The sequence below is a fragment of the Phycisphaerae bacterium genome (assembly GCA_035384605.1).
Lineage (GTDB): Bacteria > Planctomycetota > Phycisphaerae > UBA1845 > PWPN01 > JAUCQB01.
Genome location: DAOOIV010000066.1, coordinates 1 through 18,554, shown reverse-complemented (window position 1 = coordinate 18,554; position 18,554 = coordinate 1). Strand labels below are relative to the sequence as shown.

Here is an 18,554-nt window from a genome sequence, read left to right as displayed (position 1 = left end):
CGAGCGCACGCACGGGTCTGACGGCGCGAGTGGAATCGTTCAACGGCCGGCCGATGCTTTTCATCAACGGCGAGCCCACGACCGAGTTCTGGTGTTATGGCGACCCCGGGGCCATCGAGGATTTCGTCAGCGCCGGTATACGCATCTGCCAGTTTCACGTGCCGTTCCCATCATGGTGGACCGGGCCTGAACAATATGACTTCGGGCCGACCGACGAGAAGATCGAGGAATTCTGCGCGCGGGCGGGGTCCGTTCTGCTGATGCCGAGAGTCAACTTCGGTTACGTCGGCGAGGAATGGTGGGGAGACAGTCATCCCGACGAGCTGGCGGTAGGCCTGGACCCGGACGGTAAACCCGTGGATTACCGGCAGGTGCGAAGCCTTCCGGTGGGCTGCTGGTTCTCATCCGGCTCGCAGGAGTGGACGCGGGATGCAGCGCGAGCCATGCACGCGTTCGTAACGCATTGTGAAGAACGCTTCGGCGACCGCATACTGGGATACCAGATCGGCGGTGGTATCTCGGCGGAGTGGTTTCGCTGGTGGTATTTTGTCGAGGACGTTTATGAGGATTACTCGCCGGCGGCCCGCGAGGCGTTCCGGCGATACCTGCGGAACCGATACGGCGATGATATGGCTTTGCGCAGGGCGTGGAACCGGCCTGACGTCTGCCTGGCAACGGCCGAAGTGCCGTCGCCGAGAAAGCTGAGACAACCCGCGGAGTGCTATTTCCGCGATCCGGCGATCGAACGCGACGTCGTCGACTGGCTGGAGTGTCTGAGCGAGGCGAACGCCGGGCAGATCATGACGCTGGCTAAAGTAGCCAAGGAGGCCTGCCGGTGGCAGAAGCTGGTGGGCACGTTCTACGGCTATCTCTGGCCGCACTGGAACACGCGCAGCCCGGCGCGTGCCGGACACATGGCCCTGCGGCGGATTCTCAACGAGAAGGCAATCGACTTCATCAGCTCGCCCTACCACTATGACAATCGCCACCTGGGCGGATTTCATCACAGCCAGACCGTGCCGCAGACAATCGAACGGGCGGGCAAGCTGCATCTCGACGAGATCGACACCTCGACGCATCTGGCCAAGCCGCCCAGAATTGCCGGCAGATCCTGCGGCTTGCCGCGGAACGCGGAGGAGAGCTGTCGACTCCTTCGCCGGGACGCGGCCAGTGTACTGGGCACGGCGGGGACCGGGTGGTGGATGGACCTGTACAACGACCGCTGGTACGCTGACCTCGAAATCCAGGCCGAGATCCGACGGTTGCAACGCCTCGCTGTCCAGAGCCGCGAGTGGGACTGCGATTCTCATGCCGAGCTGGCCGTGGTTGTGGATGATCGCAGCTCTGCCTGGTGTCATCCGACAAGTTCGCTGAATCAGTTCTTCACATCCGTGGCGCGTCAAATGGAGTGGAGCGACCTGGGTTTCCCCCTGGATACGCTCACGGCCTGGGAGGTCGGCCGGTATGGACGGGCCCGCGTGTATCTGTTCCTGAACTGCTGGTTTATGGACGGCGATCTGCGACGGGAGATCATACAACGCGTGCGTCGGCCAGGAGTGACATCCGTTTGGTTCCATGGCTGCGGGTTCATCGAGAAGAATCGGTGCGACGTGGCAAACGTCACCGAATTGGTGGGCATCCGTATGCGTTACCTGCCGGAGCCGGCACTGCCGGAGATCGAGTTGATTCCGGGCAGCGACCCCGTTGTTGAAGATGCATATACCCCCCGTTCTTTCGGAGCAAGGCTGAGCGATGACCGCACTGACCGCATGCTGGACGGTCCGGCGGCCCACTGGGATGCCGCCCGGACGCCGAGATTCGCCGTGGACGACCCGCAGGCGAGGGTCATCGGACGCTATGTCGGCGGGAGGGAACCGGCGTTGGCGATCGTGGAAAAGCAGGGCTGGCGAAGCGTCTTCTGCGGAGCGCCGATGCTGCCCGGCTGGTTGCTCGCCCGCCTGGCCAGGCGAAGCGGCGTTCACGCTTACACGTCGCCGGGCGCGCAGGTGTTTCATCGCGGACCGCTGATTTCGGTGTACAAGCCACAAGCAGGGTTGCTCAGGGTTGAGGCGCCTGCCGGGATGCTGATTCAACCGCTGATGTTCGCCGAGACTCAACAGGTATGGCGACCCGATCCGCGCACGAAGCCCTGTGCCTCGGTGGAAACGCCGTTCGAGGCAAGCGAAACCAGGTTCTATGTCGCGTGCGACTCTTCCGGCAGGGAGTTGCCAATGGGAGCGGCCGGCAACCGGTCTGCTGAGTGATGATGGACGACAAGTTGGCTCGATATCTGGATGCCGGCGGGGCCGCGCAGTTCCTGGGCGACCTGGCCAGACAGGTGGGCGCGGACGAATTCGCCGTCGTCCGCAACCTTGGCTACGTGTACAGCCCGTTCGAGATCTATCCGCTGGCCCCCCGTGCGGCCCTGCCGTTGCCCAGGATCGTGGCCTTCGCCGCGGACATGGACGGCACGAGCACGACCACCGAGCCGCTTGCCCTGCACGCGCTCGAATACATGGTTCGGCGGTTCACCGGCCTGCTGACCGCTCAGCAGTGGGCGGGGCTGGACCGGGAGCATGACTACCCCTTTGTGATCGGGAACAGCAATTACCGCCACGCCGAGTTTCTGCTCAACCGGTACCGCCAGCGATTGAATCGGGAGGCCTTCTGCAGTGCGTTTTTCGAGGCGGTCATCTGGACGCTCGCGAGCATGACGGATGCTCAACGACGGCGCGACGTGCAGCAGAACGCGGCTAATTGCGGGTTGACCGAAATGCTGGCGGATCCGGAGTTTCTCAGTGCCGTCTCCGGCGGGCCGATCGAACCAGGCAGGGCGGCGCAGCTCGCGCGACCGCTGATTGCCAGATTCGGTCGGGCGTTTCGGTTCGACGATGGAAGTGCGACCGTCGCGGCCATCGTCGACATCTACTACATGCGGTATCACTGGATCATGCAACTCATCGAACAGGGCCAGGGAGAACGACTCAGCCTGGAACTGCTCGGCAGGCCCGGGCAACGGCTGATCGAACCCATGGCAGGCTACGATGTGTTTGTGCCGCTGATCAAGGGCTGGTTGGGCGGCGAGGCCGGGAACCTCTATGAACTGCTTCGCTCAAACTCGGGACTGAGCGATGATTCGGGGAAGGACATCGGTCCCGATGGTTTGCGGCGTCTGGGCCGCCATTTTGCCCGCCAACCGGCCAAGCTGGCCCTCGTGACCGCCTCAATTGCATTTGAAGCGCATACAACCATGAAGGAAGTATGCCGGGTCATGGCCCTGCGAGTGGCCCACTGGCCCATCGCGCAGGCACTGAAAGACCGCGTGGCAGATCGCTTGGCCGACTATCGGACGGTGTTCGACGCGTTCGTCAATGCGTCGGACGCGTGCGAGCATCGGCTCAAACCGCACCGCGACCTGTACAGCCTGGCCTTGGCCCAGATGGCCGTCCCCCGCGAGGATTACGGCTTCTGCGTGGGGCTGGAAGACACCGAACCCGGAATCATTTCGCTTCGGGCGGCGGGGATCGGCTGCGCGGTGGCCGTGCCCAATCACGACACGTCACGGCAGGACTACCAGGCGGCAACCGTCCTCATCCGGCACGGCCTGCCCGAGGTGATTCTGTCGCACAACTGCTTTCTTGCCATGCCCGAGGTGCCGCGATGAACGAGACCGATAGCTGGCACGTCGTGCGGACCGCCTTTGATCCGCACAGCCTGGGAGCCGCCAACAGCATCTTCACCATCTCCAATGGCTACGCGGGTCTGAAAGGCAACGTCGCCGAGGATCGCGACGGGTATTACCCCGTGACGCTGATCAACGGCGTCTATGACGAGTTGGACATGTTCAGCCTGATCCGGGCCTCGAACGAGGAACGCCGTTACCTGGATCCGCGTTACTTCGATACGGCCGGCCGGAGCCCCGCGGTGGCAAACCTGCCGAACCCCCTGGCAGTCCGGCTGTTTATCGAGAACCGCGAGGTCTCGCTCGGTCGTGGCAAGGTCAGCGACTTCCGCCGGATCCTCTCATTGCGGGATGGAATCTATTCGTACTCCTTCACTTACAAAGATCCCGCCGGCCGCGCCGTCCGTATCGAAATGACGCGTTTCGCATCCATGGTGCATGCTCATCGAGTGTACATGCGATACGCCGTTACCGTACTCAACGGCGATTGCCACGTCCGGATCCTGAGCGGAATCAGCGGTGCGACTCGCTCCAACACCACCGGCGAGCGGCAGTACCGCGTCGTGTCGCTCGACGCCGCGCCGCAGCGCTGCCGCCTCGAAGCCGTCACGCCCGCCCGGAGCATTAACGTGTGGATGCAAACCGCCGACGTGTCCACGGCCGCGCCGGATCAACCCGCCCTTGGAACCCTGGTCGAGCATGATAGCGTATGGTCAGTCTTCAGCTTCCGTGGGGGATCAGGGGCGTGCGGCCGAATCGATCGCCACATTGTGATGGGCTGCAGTGAGGATGCGAGGCACGAAGCAACGGCGGATCTCGAGAGCGAGTTGCAGGCTTCGATTGACGAGGGCTTCGACGCCGCTGTCGAGACGCAGCAGGCGGCCTGGAGCAGGATATGGGAGCAATGCGACGTCACGATCGACGGCGACGATGAGGCTCAGCGCGACCTGCGTTTCTGTCTGTATCACGTCCTGGCCGCTGCCCCACGACATGCAAGCGGGCTCAGCGTGCCCGTCAAGCTTCTGTCCGGCGAGTATTACCAGGGCAACACGTTCTACGACACCGACGTGTACATCCTGCCGGTCTACACCTTCACGCAGCCCGACATGGCCCGCCGGTGCCTCCAGTGGCGGCATATCGGCCTGGAACCGGGGCGGCGCATCGCTCGTGACCTGGGTTATCGTGGGGCCAAATTCGCCTGGCAGGCCGGCCCCTACGGCGAGGAATGCCTGGGCCGCTGGTGGCGGTTCACGCACACGAACATCCATGTGAATTCCGACGTCGCTTACGCCTTGATGCAATACTGGCGAGCAAGCGGCGACGACGCATTCATGGCAAGCTGCGGCGTGGACCTGTTGGTCGAGACGGCGAGATTCCTGGCTTCACGTGCGGTTTATGACGCAAGCCGCGACCGCTACGATATCCATGACGTGGCCGGCCCCGACGAAGGTCACTGTGAGAGTACCAACAATTTCTACACGAATTACCTGGCCATTCGAAACCTCAGGTGGGCGGCCCAGATGCTGGCGTGGCTCCATGATCACCACCCCGACGCTTACGCCGCATGCCTGACGCGGCTGTCGGTCTCCGAGGACGAGCCGCAGCAGTGGAACGAGGTGGCCGACAAGCTCACGTTACTCTTCGATCCGCAGACGGGCATCTACGAGCAGTATGACGGTTTCTATCGGCTTCAACCGATCCCTCCCGATCTCCTTCGAGATCGCAAGGCGTGGTTCGTCACCGTGGCTCCCTACCAGGCATTGAACCAGCCCGACGTACTCATGGCCATGGCTATGTTCCGCGACGATTTTCCCGTCGATGTCCGCCGCGCCAACTGGTTGTTTTACAGGGACAAGAGCATGAACTTCTCGTCCATGAGCTTCGTGATCAACTCGATCATGGCCGCGGACATGGGTGATTTGAATGAGGCTTATCGGCAATTCCGCGTCTGCGCGGGTATCGATCTGCACGAGGATCTGACCGGACGAAGGGATACTTACGCGGGCCTTCACGGCACGGCTGCGGGGGGGGCCTGGATGGCGGCGGTGTTCGGTTTCGGGGGCGTTCGGCTGAGAGAGGACGGCTTGCAGATTCGCCCCAATCTGCCGCCGCAGTGGAAAAGCCTGCGGTTCAGGCTCGCTTATCGCGGAAACATGCTCGACGTGGCGATCGCGGGTCACCAGGTCACGCTGCGTACAAGCGACGATGCGGCTGCGCCACTTCGCTTGCTGGTTAATGATCAGACGGTCACTCTGTCACCGGGCGACACCTGGACGAGCTGACTTCGCAACGCTGCTATGTCGGCGGCATTCCCAGCGTGATGTCCGCGGCGATCGGTGGCCGGTGCATCATCAAGGCCTGAGCCTCAAGGTCGCCTGCACTCACATCGTTACCGGCGAGGAAGCGAATGCGAAACTCGTGAAGACCTTGGTCCGCAAATACGCCTCGCGGCGCGTCCCCGGGGTGTGGGTAATGATGGGCCATGAGCGGACTGCGAAGCAGGGTAAGCCGCAGCGCGTCGGGCCAGGCATCTAAGGCATAGATTTCGGGGAAGACAAGCCCCAGCCGGCGGCCGCTTGCCAGTGTGATCAAGGTCCAGTCACGCACCGGGCGCTCGGTACCATCAGGCAGACGATCCACTCCGCCGACCGGGATCCCGTCCTGCCGTCGGACCATCAGTTCCGCCAACGGCAGGGTGAGTTTCAGCACCTTGTGTTGCTCAGACCAGTAAATCCGCAGCAGCAGTTCAATGAATCGTTCACCGGCATAGACGCGATATTCCGACTCGATCCGGCTGCTACCGACCCGGCCCCGTTGACGAAGCGAGGCCATCAGCGGGCCTTGATCGATGAGCTTGGCAGCCCGCAATCGCGGGCGCGCTGCGGGGATCAGGCCGTACCGATCCGTCTCGTGGCTCCAGGTGTCGGTGTGATCGTCGATGAGTTCGAGCTTGGGCAAAGGGTACTCGCCGGCTTCGCCGAGGAACATACGTCCTGTCCCTCGAAGATCGACGGCAAATCCGGCGTTAGTGGCGATGCGAGTCCGCCAAGCCGGCTGCAGATGGGGCGGGTGCTCGACATCGCAGGCCGATCGAACCCGTCGGTCAACCCGCAACGTCTTGACCGCGTGCGGGGCGATGCCCACACGAAACAGCAACCGACGAAAATAGAGCCATTCTTGAGACACGACTGCCTCGACATCCATTAGTTGATGGGCAATCACCGAGCCGTCTTCGTCGAGCAGTTGCCAATGGTCCTCCCACTGGCGGTCTTCTACCGACAGCTCATACTCCATGTAACCGCCGAAGGGTTCATCCGATGCGTTCAGGAGCACGATTCGCTGCATCGCATCTTCGGGCAGCCGATTCGCCAGCCGCCGGATACCGTACTGAATGATCTCGTCGGCAACCGCATGGCTAAGGCCCAGTTGCGACTGGATTTGGCTGTACGCGCTGGGGATGCAGGTGCCGCAGTACGTGTCGTGGAAATGGGTGAAGCAGACGTTCCGCCACGCTTCACGTAAGCGGTATCCCATGTCGGGTTCGGGGTCCGGGTCCAAGTGTCCGACAATCTCAGCCTGGTCCAGACGATGCTCCGCCTGCCGGACGCTCAGTTTGACCGCCCGCTGGACGCTGTAGCACCCCACGCTGTGCATCTGCAATTCACCGGTGACCAGCGGAAGATTCGCAATGCGGTCGCTGATCGCCTCGAAGAACCTGTCCGGCGACGAGAACATGATCTTCAGGCCGTCGATGCGGTCGTGGTGCTCGCGGCACCAGTCGATCTGTCGGCGTGTGATCCCGCCCCCGTGGTCGCCGACGCCGGCAAAGCACATGGTGTGCTCGATCCCTTCCGGCAACTGCTCGGTGGATGCCCGGATGTGCTCGACGGTCAGTTCGCGTGTCGAGTATGCCCGCGCGATCCGAAAGGTGACGATCTCGGGACCGTCGGTGCGGCCTCGCCAGCGGAAGACCCGGCCGGGCAAGGCCATCTCGTGTTCCTGCGGCCTCATGAACACATAGCGGTCCTGCCCGAAAGAGCGCAGCAGTTCCGGCAGGCATGCGGCGTGTCCAAAACTGTCGATGTTGTAGCCGACTCGCGGGAAGACGCCGAACCGTTCGAGGAAGTATTCCCGCCCGAGTTCGATCTGGCGTCGCAAGCCGAGCCCGGACGGACCGTTGCAGTCGGGCTGAATCCACCATCCGCCGACCAAGTGCCACCGCCCGGCCTCGACGTGTCGGCGGATGCGTTCAAACAACCGCCGATCAGTCCGTTCGATCTGAAGATACGTCCAAGCCTCGCCTTGGGTGAAGTGCAGGTCCGCCTGCTCGTCGAGCAGATCACATGCCGACCGGCAGGTAGCCAGAACGCTGTCAAGCCCCGACTGCCACGGCCAGAGCCATACGGGGTCGATGTGGGCGTTAAAGATCAAGTGAACGGTGATCACGGTTTGTGCCCCATGTAAAGGCCGGCATGCGGTCACATCGGCTCATCGGGCCTCGGCAGGCGCTGCTCGACCGGCAAAAGCGGCGGCCCCCCACGGGCCGGCTTCGACAGGTAGTAATACGCCGTACTGCTGTAGTCGTTGCTCAGCTTGTTCGCGTGGCCGTGCTCGATCGAGACATGGATCGAACGGCGGAAGCGAATCGGATCCTCTATGTGATACCGGTATACCGATTGCTTCCCCTTCCACTTCCATTCCGGCGAGCCGCTGTAAAGCAATATGCCGTGGTAGGGCGCCGTGTATTCCTGGTCCGGCCCGAAGGCGCAGTTGTACCAGTCCTCGGTGCCCGTGCCATGCAGCGAGGGAGGCCAGGGCTCACCGTCAATGAAGATCATGTCGTCGCCCTCGCCGAACCAATCGTTCTTCTGTCGCTCGAAGACGTCCACATCAAGGTGAGCGCCGCAGTATATGCCGTCCCCCTGGGCGTCGAGGATGACATAGTTGTCGCGATTGGACGGATTGAGACTGCGAGGATCGCCTCCGAAGTGCATCAGGTCACGCCATCGCGGCGGATCGGCGGTCTGCGGATCCTGAGCCAGGTGTTCCTGCAGGTGGTTGTACTCGTCGCCCCAACCGACGGTGGGGTTCTCCCGCCGCCACTGGACGTGGAAACGACCCAAACCATCGACGGCCGCGGCGGAATCGTAGGCTTCGTAGTCCACGTAGTAATACAAGGGGTGTTTTTCGCTGCCCTGGTTCTCCACCTCGATCCGCGCGCCCTCGCGAAAGGGCATCGGCCAGTACGAGTTGAAACCGCGACCATCCTGTGGACTCATTTGCAGAACGGCGGTGATGAAGTTCTTTCGGCGCGCATGACCCAGGCCGAAGAAATCGCCGATGGGACACTCGACGCTGGGCTCGGTGTGACAATCCCAATAGAACCTCAGCACGACCCTTCTAAGGTAATCATCGTTGGGAAACCACATGGTCATCCAGATGTGGCGGATGCAGCCAGGCCCGGCGATCTCGGCGACCGTGCGTGTTGCCCCGGCTTCAACGTCGACCCAATCGCGGTTTCCGCCCGTGCGGTCGTAACTGCTGACCCGTTTGCTGCGGTAATCTCGCAGGCGCGGCAATCCGGCCAGCCCCGTCATGTGGAACATGGTACCCTCCTTCAATGGCAGATCGTCTTGCGAATCTGTCGCGGACCCCAAGCTCATCCCTTGATCCCGCTCATCGTCGCGCCGCGAACGAAGAAACGCTGCATGGCCAGGAACACGATCAACACCGGCGTCAACACGATCACTGCGGCGGCCATCTGCAGGGGCCAGCGGGTACCGCTGTAAGCGTCGCTGAAGACCGACAGCCCCACCTCAAGCGTCCGCATGCTGGTCGAACTGGTAGCCAGGAGGGGCCAATAGAAGTCGCCCCAGGTCCAGATGAAGGCGAAGGCCGCCACTGTGACCAAGGCCGGCCGGGCCGACGGCAGGATCACGTGCCAGAGAATGCGCAGCTCGCCGCAGCCGTCAAGCCGAGCGGCATCGTCCAGACTCTGGGGGACGGTCAGAAAAAACTGTCGCAACAGGAACGTGCCGAATGCCGTGCTCAAGTAGGGGTAGGGAATAATCAGCCCCGCATAGGTGTCGAGCCAGCCCAGCCGCTGCACGAACGCAAACAGCGGAACCACCAGCACCTGAGCCGGAACCATCATGGTCAGCAGGAAAATGAAGAACAAAACGTCACGGCCGCGAAAGTGCAGGCGGGCGAATCCGTAAGCGGCCAGACTGCACAAGGTCAATTGGAAGACGACCACCCCGCAGGTGGTGACCACGCTGTTCACCGCGAAACGCCATACGGGCAGCTCGCCGAATGTCAGGACATAGGAGTAATTGCTGAAGTGCCAGCCCGCAGGACGAAACAGGTTGGCCATCGTGGGAATCTGGGCGCTCGGCGGGTGCAGCGAGGTGAAAACCATCCATACGAACGGGGTGACCGTCGTGACGGCGATGGCCGCGAGAGCCAGATAGTGAATGATAGTGGTAAGCCGCCGGATCATTCTGCCTGCTCCGTGAGTCCCCGCCGCATGACCCAAAGCTGCAAGGCCGCCGCCGCCAGGACCATGGCGAAGAGCACGTAGGACTGTGCACTGGCCATGCCGATCTCGAATTTCTGCCACGCCTCCTTGTAAATGTGATAAAGCACAACGTCCGTCGTCCGGCGCGGCCCGCCGTGCGTTATCATGTAGACAGGGGTGAAAAGCTGGAAGGATGCAATGGTCGTGGTGACGGTGACAAAGAGCGTCGTCGGACCAAGGAGCGGCAGGGTGACGTACCAGAATCGCCGCCACGTACCGCAGCCGTCGAGGGCAGCGGCCTCATACAGAGTCTCGGGAATCGATTGAATCCCTGCAAGGAAGATGATCATCCGTGGCCCTAGGCCGATCCACAGGCTCATGGCTACCAGGGCAGCCATGGCCCACCCGGGCCGCCCCAGGAAGTTGGTGCTCGTAGGCAGATCCGCCCCCAGCCAGGCGTTCAGTCGGCCGAGGCAGTAATTGATCAGCCCCTGCTCGCCGGGCAGCAGAATCCAGATCCAGACCATGGAGATGGCTACCTGCGAGCTGACGGCCGGTATGTAGTACAACGTGCGGAAAAAGCCCACGCCTCGTAGCGGCCGAGACACCAGTACCGCCACCGCAAGCGACGTGATCACCCCCAGCGGGACCGTGAAAACCGCATATGCGAGAGTGTTCTTTACTGCGTTGCGGAAGAACGGATCTTGGGTCATGGCCGTGAAGTTGGCCAGTCCCACGAACGGGTGTTCGTCCTTGAGCAGGTGCCAGCGGTGCAAAGACATCCACCCGGCAAGAATCATTGGGAAAAAGGCGAACAATGCCAGGTAGACGGTCGCCGGGGCGATGAACAGGTAGCCGCGCCAGTTGTGCCGGTAAGGACGAATCATGGCTCGCTCAGTGCCGCATCGATGAGTGCCGCAGTCCGACGAAGCTGCGCCGCAACGCCCAACGAACCCTTGGAATACAGGAGATCCTCAAGCATTTCCTCGCCCAGGCCTTCAATGAAAGGATAGCGTTCGACCGTCGCACCCCACGGAGGGCGGGCGTACTCCACCGCCGCGATGAAAGCGTCTTCCACGGGGTTGCCGGCGTAGTGCGCGGCAGCGTGGCGGTTGCCGGAAATGGCCAGGCCCGAGGCCACGCGGCGGATCTGAACCTCCCGGCCGGTCATGAACTTGACATACTCCCACGCCAGATCAGGGTGCCTTGCCCTACTGGTAATCGATAGGCCGGTAAGGTACACCACGGTTGTCGGCGAGCCCGTATTGGTCGGCAGATCCACCACCCCAAAGTCAATCCCGTCGGCGCGGTAGTCGATCATCATCCAATGGCCCTTGAGATCCATGGCCGCCTGCCCGCTGCGGAAGAGGTCGACACCGGCGGCCTTGCTTTCCTCCAGGGTCGGGGCGACGTGGTCCTTGAGCATCAGATCCGTGAGGAATTGCACGGCTTCCACGGAGCCGGGCCCGTCAAAGTGACCGCCGGCCTTGCGACCATCGGGACTCAACACGTCGGCTCCGTTGGTCCATAGCCAGAGAACCCAAAACGGCATCACGTTGATGAAGTTGAAACCATACTGACGCGGCGGCCTGACCGGATTGGGATCCCGGATGGTCAGCGCGCCGGCTGTGCGCCGGAAGTCCTCCCAGGTCCAGCCCGGTCGAGGATAGGGCAAGCCGGCCGCGTCGAAGAGCTTGCGGTTGTAGTACATCATCATGGGAGTAAAATCGAGCGGAATAGAGTAGAGCTTGTCACCGCGCCGGAAAATCTTCACCAGATTGCCGAAGTAGTCATCGAGGCGAAAACTCGCGTCCCGCTCGATATATGGTTTGAGGTCGCGGAGCACCCCGTTGTCCATGAATGCCGCCCCTGACGATGCGTCGAGCGAGATGACGTCGGGAACGCTGCCGCTCACGTGCATCATCAGCAGTTTCGGTGCGTATTGGCCAAAGCCCGGGATCTGCTCGACCTGGACCCGGACACCCGGATGAAGCTGCTCGAACTCGCGAAGGAATTGTCGCTCGAGCGCCATGAAGGAGGACTCGACGGCCGGGCTGCCCCAGTTGGCCACGCGAAGGGTGACCTGGTCCGGCGTCTCATCGCCGGCGCAACCGACCGGCCCCACGCCCGCAAGCGCAGCCAGAACTCCCAAAGCAACCCTTCCGAGAAATGTCGATGTTCTTCTCCTCATACGGCTCCCGCGGCCGGCGGCGCGTCGGTTTTTCATTCAAAGCTCAGTCCGTCGATCCAGATCGTGAACGGGTCGCCGCCCCAAGAGTCCAGCGAAATGCTCACGGCATCGATCCGTTCGAGGCTGACCTTACCAGATTCTTCCCGCGACCAATCCTTGTCGCCTTTGAGCGGGATGCTGACGTGCATCCAGGTCCAGCGGGCTTCACTGAACGGGGTCCCCACCAGCAGGTTCCGCCCGCCGGAGGGCTGAATCTTCACTTCGCCTTCCTTTCCATAAAGACGAAGGACGGGACCAGGCTCCTGGAAGCCGGGAATATTGGGGTTCTGGGCCTTCAGCCAGAAGCCGGCTCGGGTGCTTTTGGATAAGTCCCATCCGGCGTCCCGACTTTTTGGGAAAATGGCGGTCGCATACATGCCGGGGTACGGGTTGGGAGTAAAGCGGAGAGAGAATCGGCCCACAACCGCGTCGGGGTCATCGGCAAAGAGGATCCTCCCGCGGCCGTCGTCGTTGCCTTGCAGCTCGAAGCCCCAGCAGGCGGCCTGACCTTCGGTACCGATCTCCTCGTTCACTTCTGTGGCCACAATGAGATCGCAGAAACCGAGATCGGCCAGTACGCCGTTACTCACCGTCACGCCCACTCGGTAGAAACCCGGCTGGGTGAAAGTGTGCTCGACCGTCGCCCCAGTGGTCACGAAACCGCCGAGGTTCCAGCGGTAGGTCAGCGGTCGGCCGGCCGGATCGCGGCTTTGCGAGGCGTCGAAGACGACCGACTGCCCAACACCGGCCCGCCGAGGCGTCCGCACAATGGCGATCGGGGATCTCGTCACCGACGGGTCAGGCTTGACTTCGACCAGCTCGGTGACGTCCTCGAGGTAATTGCCCTCGCTGTTGTCGGCTAAAGTGTTGTTGGCGAGGTGAATCCAGTCCCCCCATCGGCCCCAGATCCCCCAGCGGTTGTTCTCCAGCCGGTTGTTCTGAACGATCCAATGGTGGGTCCGCCACTTGCCCCCCTTGGTCTCGTGGTCGCCGCGGAAAACGATGCCGCCGCCGTTGTTGTGATGGCAGTGGTTGCCGTCGATGATCGTGTGGCTGGAAGAGCCGCCGACAATGACGATCCCGCCGTGCTGGAAGACGGCCTCGGGAGCGTTGTGCAACCCGGTGGGCAGTCCGTTGTAGGCGGCTTCGTTTCCAATGAGGGTCGTCTGGTCGCTACCGCCGAGCCAGAAACCGTAGCTGCCGTGATTGGCCTTGTTGCGAATGTAGGTGTTGCCCGGGCTCCAGGATTCGACGCAGTTATTGTTGGCGTACGAACAGTCATTTTCAACGAACACATTGCCGGTGGACACCCATCCGTTGAGCACCCGAATGAAAATGCCGTCGCCGCCGTGCGTGATATCGTTGCGGTAAAAGTAGTTGTCGTTCGAGCCGCTTTCGATCAGCACGCTGGTGGAGTCGCGAGCATGGACTTCGCCCGGCTTGATGCGGATGCCGTAGGAGAGATCGTTGTTGGTCACGATGTTGCGGCAGGAGGTCCAAAGCTTGAGGCACACGTTCGAGGCATGGGACAGGTTATTGTCGGTGATCAGGTTGTCATGGCTCTCGCTGAGGTCCAGCGCGTTCCACACGCGATGGACCGTGTTCTTGCGAAACACGCTGCGGCAAACGTGGGACAGTATCATCCCCCCATTGCGCTCATGCTCCCCCCAGCCGAACTCCGGGTCGTGATAGTTGTCCGAAAAATCGTTGCCTTCCACGAGCAGACTCTCCGCATCGCCGGCCAGAAAGGCAATCTTAAAGCCGCGGACTTTCAGGTTGCGGATGGTAACGCCCTTGCACCCTTCGAGTCTGATGCCGACGCCGGCGAAAGTGGCCGGGTCGCCCGGCTTGCCGGGTCCCTGAAGCGTCGCCCCCTTGCCGTCGATGGTAACGTGGTCGGCCTCAATGACCAGGCCGTGCCGCAGGACGGCGCCTTCCTGGAGCGAAACGTCTTCTCGGATGACCATCGGTGGCGTTTCCTGAGAGGACATGGCGACAACTCCTAAGAGAAGTTGGAGAACCAGGCAGCTCATACATACCTCCCAAGATTCGCAGGCGGCCTGTCCGGTTGACGACTTCCGGCCATTCGGCGGGTGCTGTCGGCGGTTTTCGGCCTTCGCAGTCGACGCGGACGCATCGGCGAAGCAGACTGTCCGTCGGCCTGCAACTCATCGACCGAAAACGGCACCAGTAGCCTGACGTGCCGTGCCCGAGCCGTTCCACCATGATAATCACGGCCCGCGAAAGGGAAAGTCCTTGCGGGCGTCAGGCAAATTCGCTATCTTAAAGGCAGTCGCTGTTCGTTGTGTCTGGTATGGTCTTGCCCGGCGCTCACGGGCCGATGCCTATGGTTCTCGATTCCTATTACTGTTCCGGTTACGCGCGATGCTGGGTTCCCGGCGGCACGGCGGCTCACCACGCACCGGCCGACCACGGGAGCTTGACCACCCCAAGGCGGTCGGCGATGCGGGCATTTACCCTGATCGAGATCCTGGTGGTCGTTTCGATCATCGCTTTGCTGATCTCGATCCTGCTGCCTTCCCTCCGGCGGGCCCGGGAACAAGCCCAGGCCGTCGTGTGCAGCTCTAACACGAAGCAGATCATCACGGCCCTGATGACCTACCAGCTCGAAGCCAAAGGATTCATACCGCAGAACCTCTGGAGCGAGTACAACTGGGCTCCCGTGGCCAAGAAAAACCTCTGGTTCTACAAGCTCTACCCCCGATACCTCGGTGACCCCAACGTGTACATCTGTCCGGCCGACCCGTTCCGCGATCGGTTTGACTTTGAGGCCATCAAGCAGCCGGGAAACATCAAGCGGGCAAACACCGCTGTGCCCTCATGTGGCTATGGAATCAATTACGTATTCCGGCATTTCCACGAACCCGAGTCCTTCAACGTGGAACGCTACGTCAAGCGCCCGTTGAACACGATCCTGATGGCCGAGGTCGGTCCCGACCACGAACTGAAAAACGTGCCGCTGAGCGGGACAATGGGCCAGCCCTGGCGGGACGGCGGCCGACTCGTCTGGGACGACGGGTCTCGCTCGTGGTATTCCGGTCCCACCTGGCTGACCACCCGCCACTTCGGCGGAATCAACGTGGCCAGCGTCGCCGGCGCCGTGCAGCGCGTGCGAACCGCTGAAATCCTTCGGAAAATCAAGGAGGAAGGCATCCGGCGCAAATACCCCGACTGCGCCATGGGAGACTGCTACTTCTGCAACTACCACAGCGGCTCCGACGCGACCCACTACAACTTCTCGGCGGCGAGGCTTTACTGGTGGGTCGGTCGCTACCCGAATTACCAATGAGCAGCTTGAACGAAAAGCCCGCAGAGCGTTCTCCACGATTCATGAAGATCGTCGTGGCCGTTGTCCTCCTGTTGTTGGCGGTCTCGCTCGGATACCAATGGTGGTCTGCGCGGCAATCGGCAATCGTGCCACCCGCCCGGGCAACTCGAGACTTCGTGGTGACCTGGCGATGTTTGTCTTGCGGCCATGCCGTCCAGGGTCGAGCGGGCCCGGGGCCGAAGAAGTGCCCTGCTTGCGGCAGGGACAACATGTACGCCAGCTTGCGATGGGGTTGCCCTGTTCACGGCGCCAAGAACGTCGCTTTTCAGTACGATGAGGAGGGCCAGCCGACACAGATCAAGGTGGAACAAGCGGATTGGGTGCCGGCCTACGGCGAACAGGGCTGGAACATCCGCTGCCCGACCTGCGGAGCCGCCATGAACCCCGTCGAAGTCCCCAACCCGGCTGGGGATTCAAACTGACGGTAAGCTCGTAGCCGAAGACTTACCGTCTCGGCGCCGACATTCGCCTGGGGTACACTCCTGAAACCATGACTTCACGTGAACGAATTCTCGCGGCCTTGCGGCTCGAACTCCCTGACCGGCTCCCGATGTGCGAGACCGACTACTGGCCGCAAACCCTGGATCGCTGGCGACAGGAGGGTTTCCCAAAAGACGCCGACCCGGTTGACTACTTCGGATTGGACCGCATCGTCTGTGTCAACGACCTCTTCGAGCCCTCATTCGGGCTGCCTGAACGTACGGTCGAGCAGACATCCGAGTATCGAGTTCACGTGGACCGCTACGGCAAGACGGTCAAGACCTGGCTGACATCACACCATGCACCCGCCATCCTGAAACCGGCGCTGACGACCTGGGAAGAATGGGAACGACTTAAGCCGACGCTGACGCCCGGCCCTGCAAAGTTCAACAACCCGACGGCCGAAGCTCAGTACCGGGCGGCGCGGGAAGCCGGCCACTTCATCGCCATCACCCCGGCCGAACCGATGTGGTTCGTTATCGAGAACACCATGGGCTTCGAGGACGGGCTCCTGGCGATGGCCTCCGAGCCCGAATTGGTGGCCGACATGGTGGCCACTTACGCCGACTATGTGCTGAACATGCTGGTCCTCACGCTCCAGCGCGGCTACCGGTTTGACGCGATATGGTTCTGGAGCGACCTGTGTTACCGCAACGGGATGCTGTTCTCACCGGCAGACGCGCGCCGGTTCGTCCTGCCTCATTGGAAACGCTTCGGCGAGTTCGCCTGCCGGCATGGGATGCGGTTCATGTTTCACTGTGATGGTAACGTCGCCGAATTGATCCCGTTGCTCATCGAAGCCGGGTGTCACGCGATCCAGCCGATCGAGGCCAGGGCAGGCAACGACGTGCGCGACTACAAGCAGCGCTTCGGACGGCACATCTGCTTTATCGGTAACATCAACGCTGACGTCGTGGCCTCGGGCGACTTCGAGCAGATCGAACGCGAGGTCACCGACAAGATCCCCCTCGCCGCCGCGGACGGAGGGTACATCTACCACATTGACCACTCCGTACCCCCCACGATCTCTCTGGCCGCGTACCGTCACCTCTTGGACTGCGTGCGGCGTTGCCAAGTACCGCACGCTTGAGCGGCAATCACTCGACGATCGTCGTGTATCTGAACCTCCAGCGGGGCCGATCCGCGGTTGGCAATCCTGACCTCCTCAGGTTCGATCTCCACGTAGACGGGTTGGCCCTGCCAGACCACCGGGAATGCTAGCCGGGACCAAGCGGCGGGCAGGCTGGGCATAAGCGTAAGCATTTCTGCCTGCATGGCCGTCCTCATGCCGGCAAAACCGAGCACCAGCATCTGCCAAACCGCACCCGCGTTGGCTATATGAATGCCCTCGGCTGCTCCCCCATGTTCCACGTCGAGGTCGATCGCCCGGGCACGCATCCAGAATCGCCATGCCTCGTCCATCAATTTCAGCCGGGTCGCCACAATCGCGTGGACGCCCGCGGACAACGAGGAGTCGTGGGTGGTTAGCGGCAGATAGTAGTCCCAGGCCCGGCGGACCTCGGCATCGCTGAATTCGCCTGGAAAGAGCATCATCAGCATCAAGACATCCGCCTGTTTGAGGCACTTGCACCGGTAGAGGCGCTCCTGTGAAACCTGTGCAGCAAAGGTCGTGTCGCGGTCGCGCCACAGTTCGTCGAACCGGGCATCGGCCAGGCGGTCGAAGCCCTCGCACTGGAGCACCAGCAGGCCATCTTTGTCCCGGGGAATCGGCAGACTCGCGGCCGCCGCAGCGAACGCCTCACATTCCGATGGCGAAGCTCCAGCGCAAGGACCGATCTCAGCCGCTGTCTTGAGCGCAAAGGCAACCATCCGATTGGTGTAGCTGTTGTTATTGGAGATCGGCGTGTATTCATCGGGCCCCATGACGCCCAGCAGGCTTGGATATCCGTCACCCTCCCGCCAATCCAATCGCGCCATCCAATACCGCGCCGTTTCCAGAATCACCTCCGCGGCCGGGCCACGCAGGTAGTCCATGTTCCCCGTCGCATGAGCATAGTGTGCCAAGCCATAGACCACGTCGGCGGTAACATGCACCTCGTGATCGGCATACTGCCAGTTCGGACAGCACTCGCGCCCCTCCGCGTCCGATTCCCACGCGGAGCGCGCGCCCGGATACCCGTAGCGATTCGCGTTTTCCTTCGCACCGGCCAGGCTCTGCACGCGGAAGTCGACCAGCGTGCGGGCGCGAACGGGGTTGGTATAGAGATAAAACGGCAGCAGAAACATCTCCGTGTCCCAGAAATACCGGCCCCAATAGGCTTCGCCTGCATAGCCC

The 18,554-nt window shown here is 62.1% G+C and carries 13 protein-coding genes; 6 read left to right on the top strand and 7 right to left on the bottom strand.

Translation table 11 applies throughout. The features are described 5' to 3' along the window. Nucleotides 1-29 precede the first annotated feature (29 nt). Genes PLL20_14295 through PLL20_14285 form a run of 3 tightly spaced genes read left to right on the top strand, consistent with a single transcriptional unit; the run spans nucleotide 30 to nucleotide 5,964 of the window. Nucleotides 30-2,264 carry a beta-galactosidase gene (locus PLL20_14295; GenBank protein ID HPD31160.1) on the top strand — a complete coding sequence of 745 codons (2,235 nt, stop codon included), beginning with the start codon at nucleotides 30-32 and terminating at the stop codon, nucleotides 2,262-2,264. Next, nucleotides 2,264-3,664 (top strand): hypothetical protein, encoded by a 1,401-nt coding sequence (locus PLL20_14290; GenBank protein HPD31159.1) that lies wholly within the window; start codon nucleotides 2,264-2,266, stop codon nucleotides 3,662-3,664. Before PLL20_14295 ends, PLL20_14290 begins: the two co-directional genes overlap by 1 nt. Next, nucleotides 3,661-5,964: a glycosyl hydrolase family 65 protein gene (locus PLL20_14285; GenBank protein HPD31158.1), complete on the top strand. Its 2,304-nt coding sequence runs from the start codon at nucleotides 3,661-3,663 to the stop codon at nucleotides 5,962-5,964. Before PLL20_14290 ends, PLL20_14285 begins: the two co-directional genes overlap by 4 nt. A 13-nt stretch (nucleotides 5,965-5,977) precedes the next feature. Here PLL20_14285 and PLL20_14280 read toward each other — a convergent pair whose 3' ends face one another. From PLL20_14280 to PLL20_14255, 6 genes are all read right to left on the bottom strand, one after another. After that, on the bottom strand, nucleotides 5,978-8,128 hold the full coding sequence (locus PLL20_14280) for a glycoside hydrolase family 38 C-terminal domain-containing protein (GenBank protein HPD31157.1): 2,151 nt from the start codon (nucleotides 8,126-8,128) through the stop codon (nucleotides 5,978-5,980). Nucleotides 8,129-8,160: 32 nt separating this feature from the next. Beyond that, the gene (locus tag PLL20_14275) at nucleotides 8,161-9,288 is read right to left on the bottom strand and encodes a DUF2961 domain-containing protein (protein ID HPD31156.1); all 1,128 of its coding nucleotides are present in this window, start codon (nucleotides 9,286-9,288) and stop codon (nucleotides 8,161-8,163) included. A gap of 53 nt (nucleotides 9,289-9,341) precedes the next feature. Further along, the gene (locus tag PLL20_14270) at nucleotides 9,342-10,181 is read right to left on the bottom strand and encodes a carbohydrate ABC transporter permease (GenBank protein ID HPD31155.1); all 840 of its coding nucleotides are present in this window, start codon (nucleotides 10,179-10,181) and stop codon (nucleotides 9,342-9,344) included. Beyond that, nucleotides 10,178-11,086, bottom strand: a complete 909-nt coding sequence (locus tag PLL20_14265) for a sugar ABC transporter permease (protein HPD31154.1) — start codon at nucleotides 11,084-11,086, stop codon at nucleotides 10,178-10,180. The genes PLL20_14270 and PLL20_14265 overlap by 4 nt, the downstream gene beginning before the upstream one ends. Beyond that, nucleotides 11,083-12,351, bottom strand: coding sequence for a sugar ABC transporter substrate-binding protein (locus PLL20_14260; protein HPD31153.1), 1,269 nt, complete (start codon nucleotides 12,349-12,351; stop codon nucleotides 11,083-11,085). Before PLL20_14260 ends, PLL20_14265 begins: the two co-directional genes overlap by 4 nt. A gap of 71 nt (nucleotides 12,352-12,422) precedes the next feature. Next, on the bottom strand, nucleotides 12,423-14,420 hold the full coding sequence (locus PLL20_14255; protein HPD31152.1) for a right-handed parallel beta-helix repeat-containing protein: 1,998 nt from the start codon (nucleotides 14,418-14,420) through the stop codon (nucleotides 12,423-12,425). A 473-nt stretch (nucleotides 14,421-14,893) separates the two neighbouring features. Here PLL20_14255 and PLL20_14250 point away from each other — a divergent pair, with 473 nt between their 5' ends. From PLL20_14250 to PLL20_14240, 3 genes are all read left to right on the top strand, one after another. After that, complete coding sequence (locus tag PLL20_14250) at nucleotides 14,894-15,739, top strand: prepilin-type N-terminal cleavage/methylation domain-containing protein (GenBank protein ID HPD31151.1); 846 nt, start codon at nucleotides 14,894-14,896, stop codon at nucleotides 15,737-15,739. After that, nucleotides 15,736-16,200 carry a hypothetical protein gene (locus PLL20_14245; protein HPD31150.1) on the top strand — a complete coding sequence of 155 codons (465 nt, stop codon included), beginning with the start codon at nucleotides 15,736-15,738 and terminating at the stop codon, nucleotides 16,198-16,200. The genes PLL20_14250 and PLL20_14245 overlap by 4 nt, the downstream gene beginning before the upstream one ends. 68 nt (nucleotides 16,201-16,268) lie before the next feature. Further along, nucleotides 16,269-17,348: a uroporphyrinogen decarboxylase family protein gene (locus PLL20_14240; GenBank protein HPD31149.1), complete on the top strand. Its 1,080-nt coding sequence runs from the start codon at nucleotides 16,269-16,271 to the stop codon at nucleotides 17,346-17,348. Here PLL20_14240 and PLL20_14235 read toward each other — a convergent pair. Next, nucleotides 17,303-18,554: glycosyl hydrolase family 65 protein (locus PLL20_14235; GenBank protein ID HPD31148.1), on the bottom strand; the 1,252-nt coding region annotated here is incomplete at its 5' end. The genes PLL20_14240 and PLL20_14235 overlap by 46 nt on opposite strands.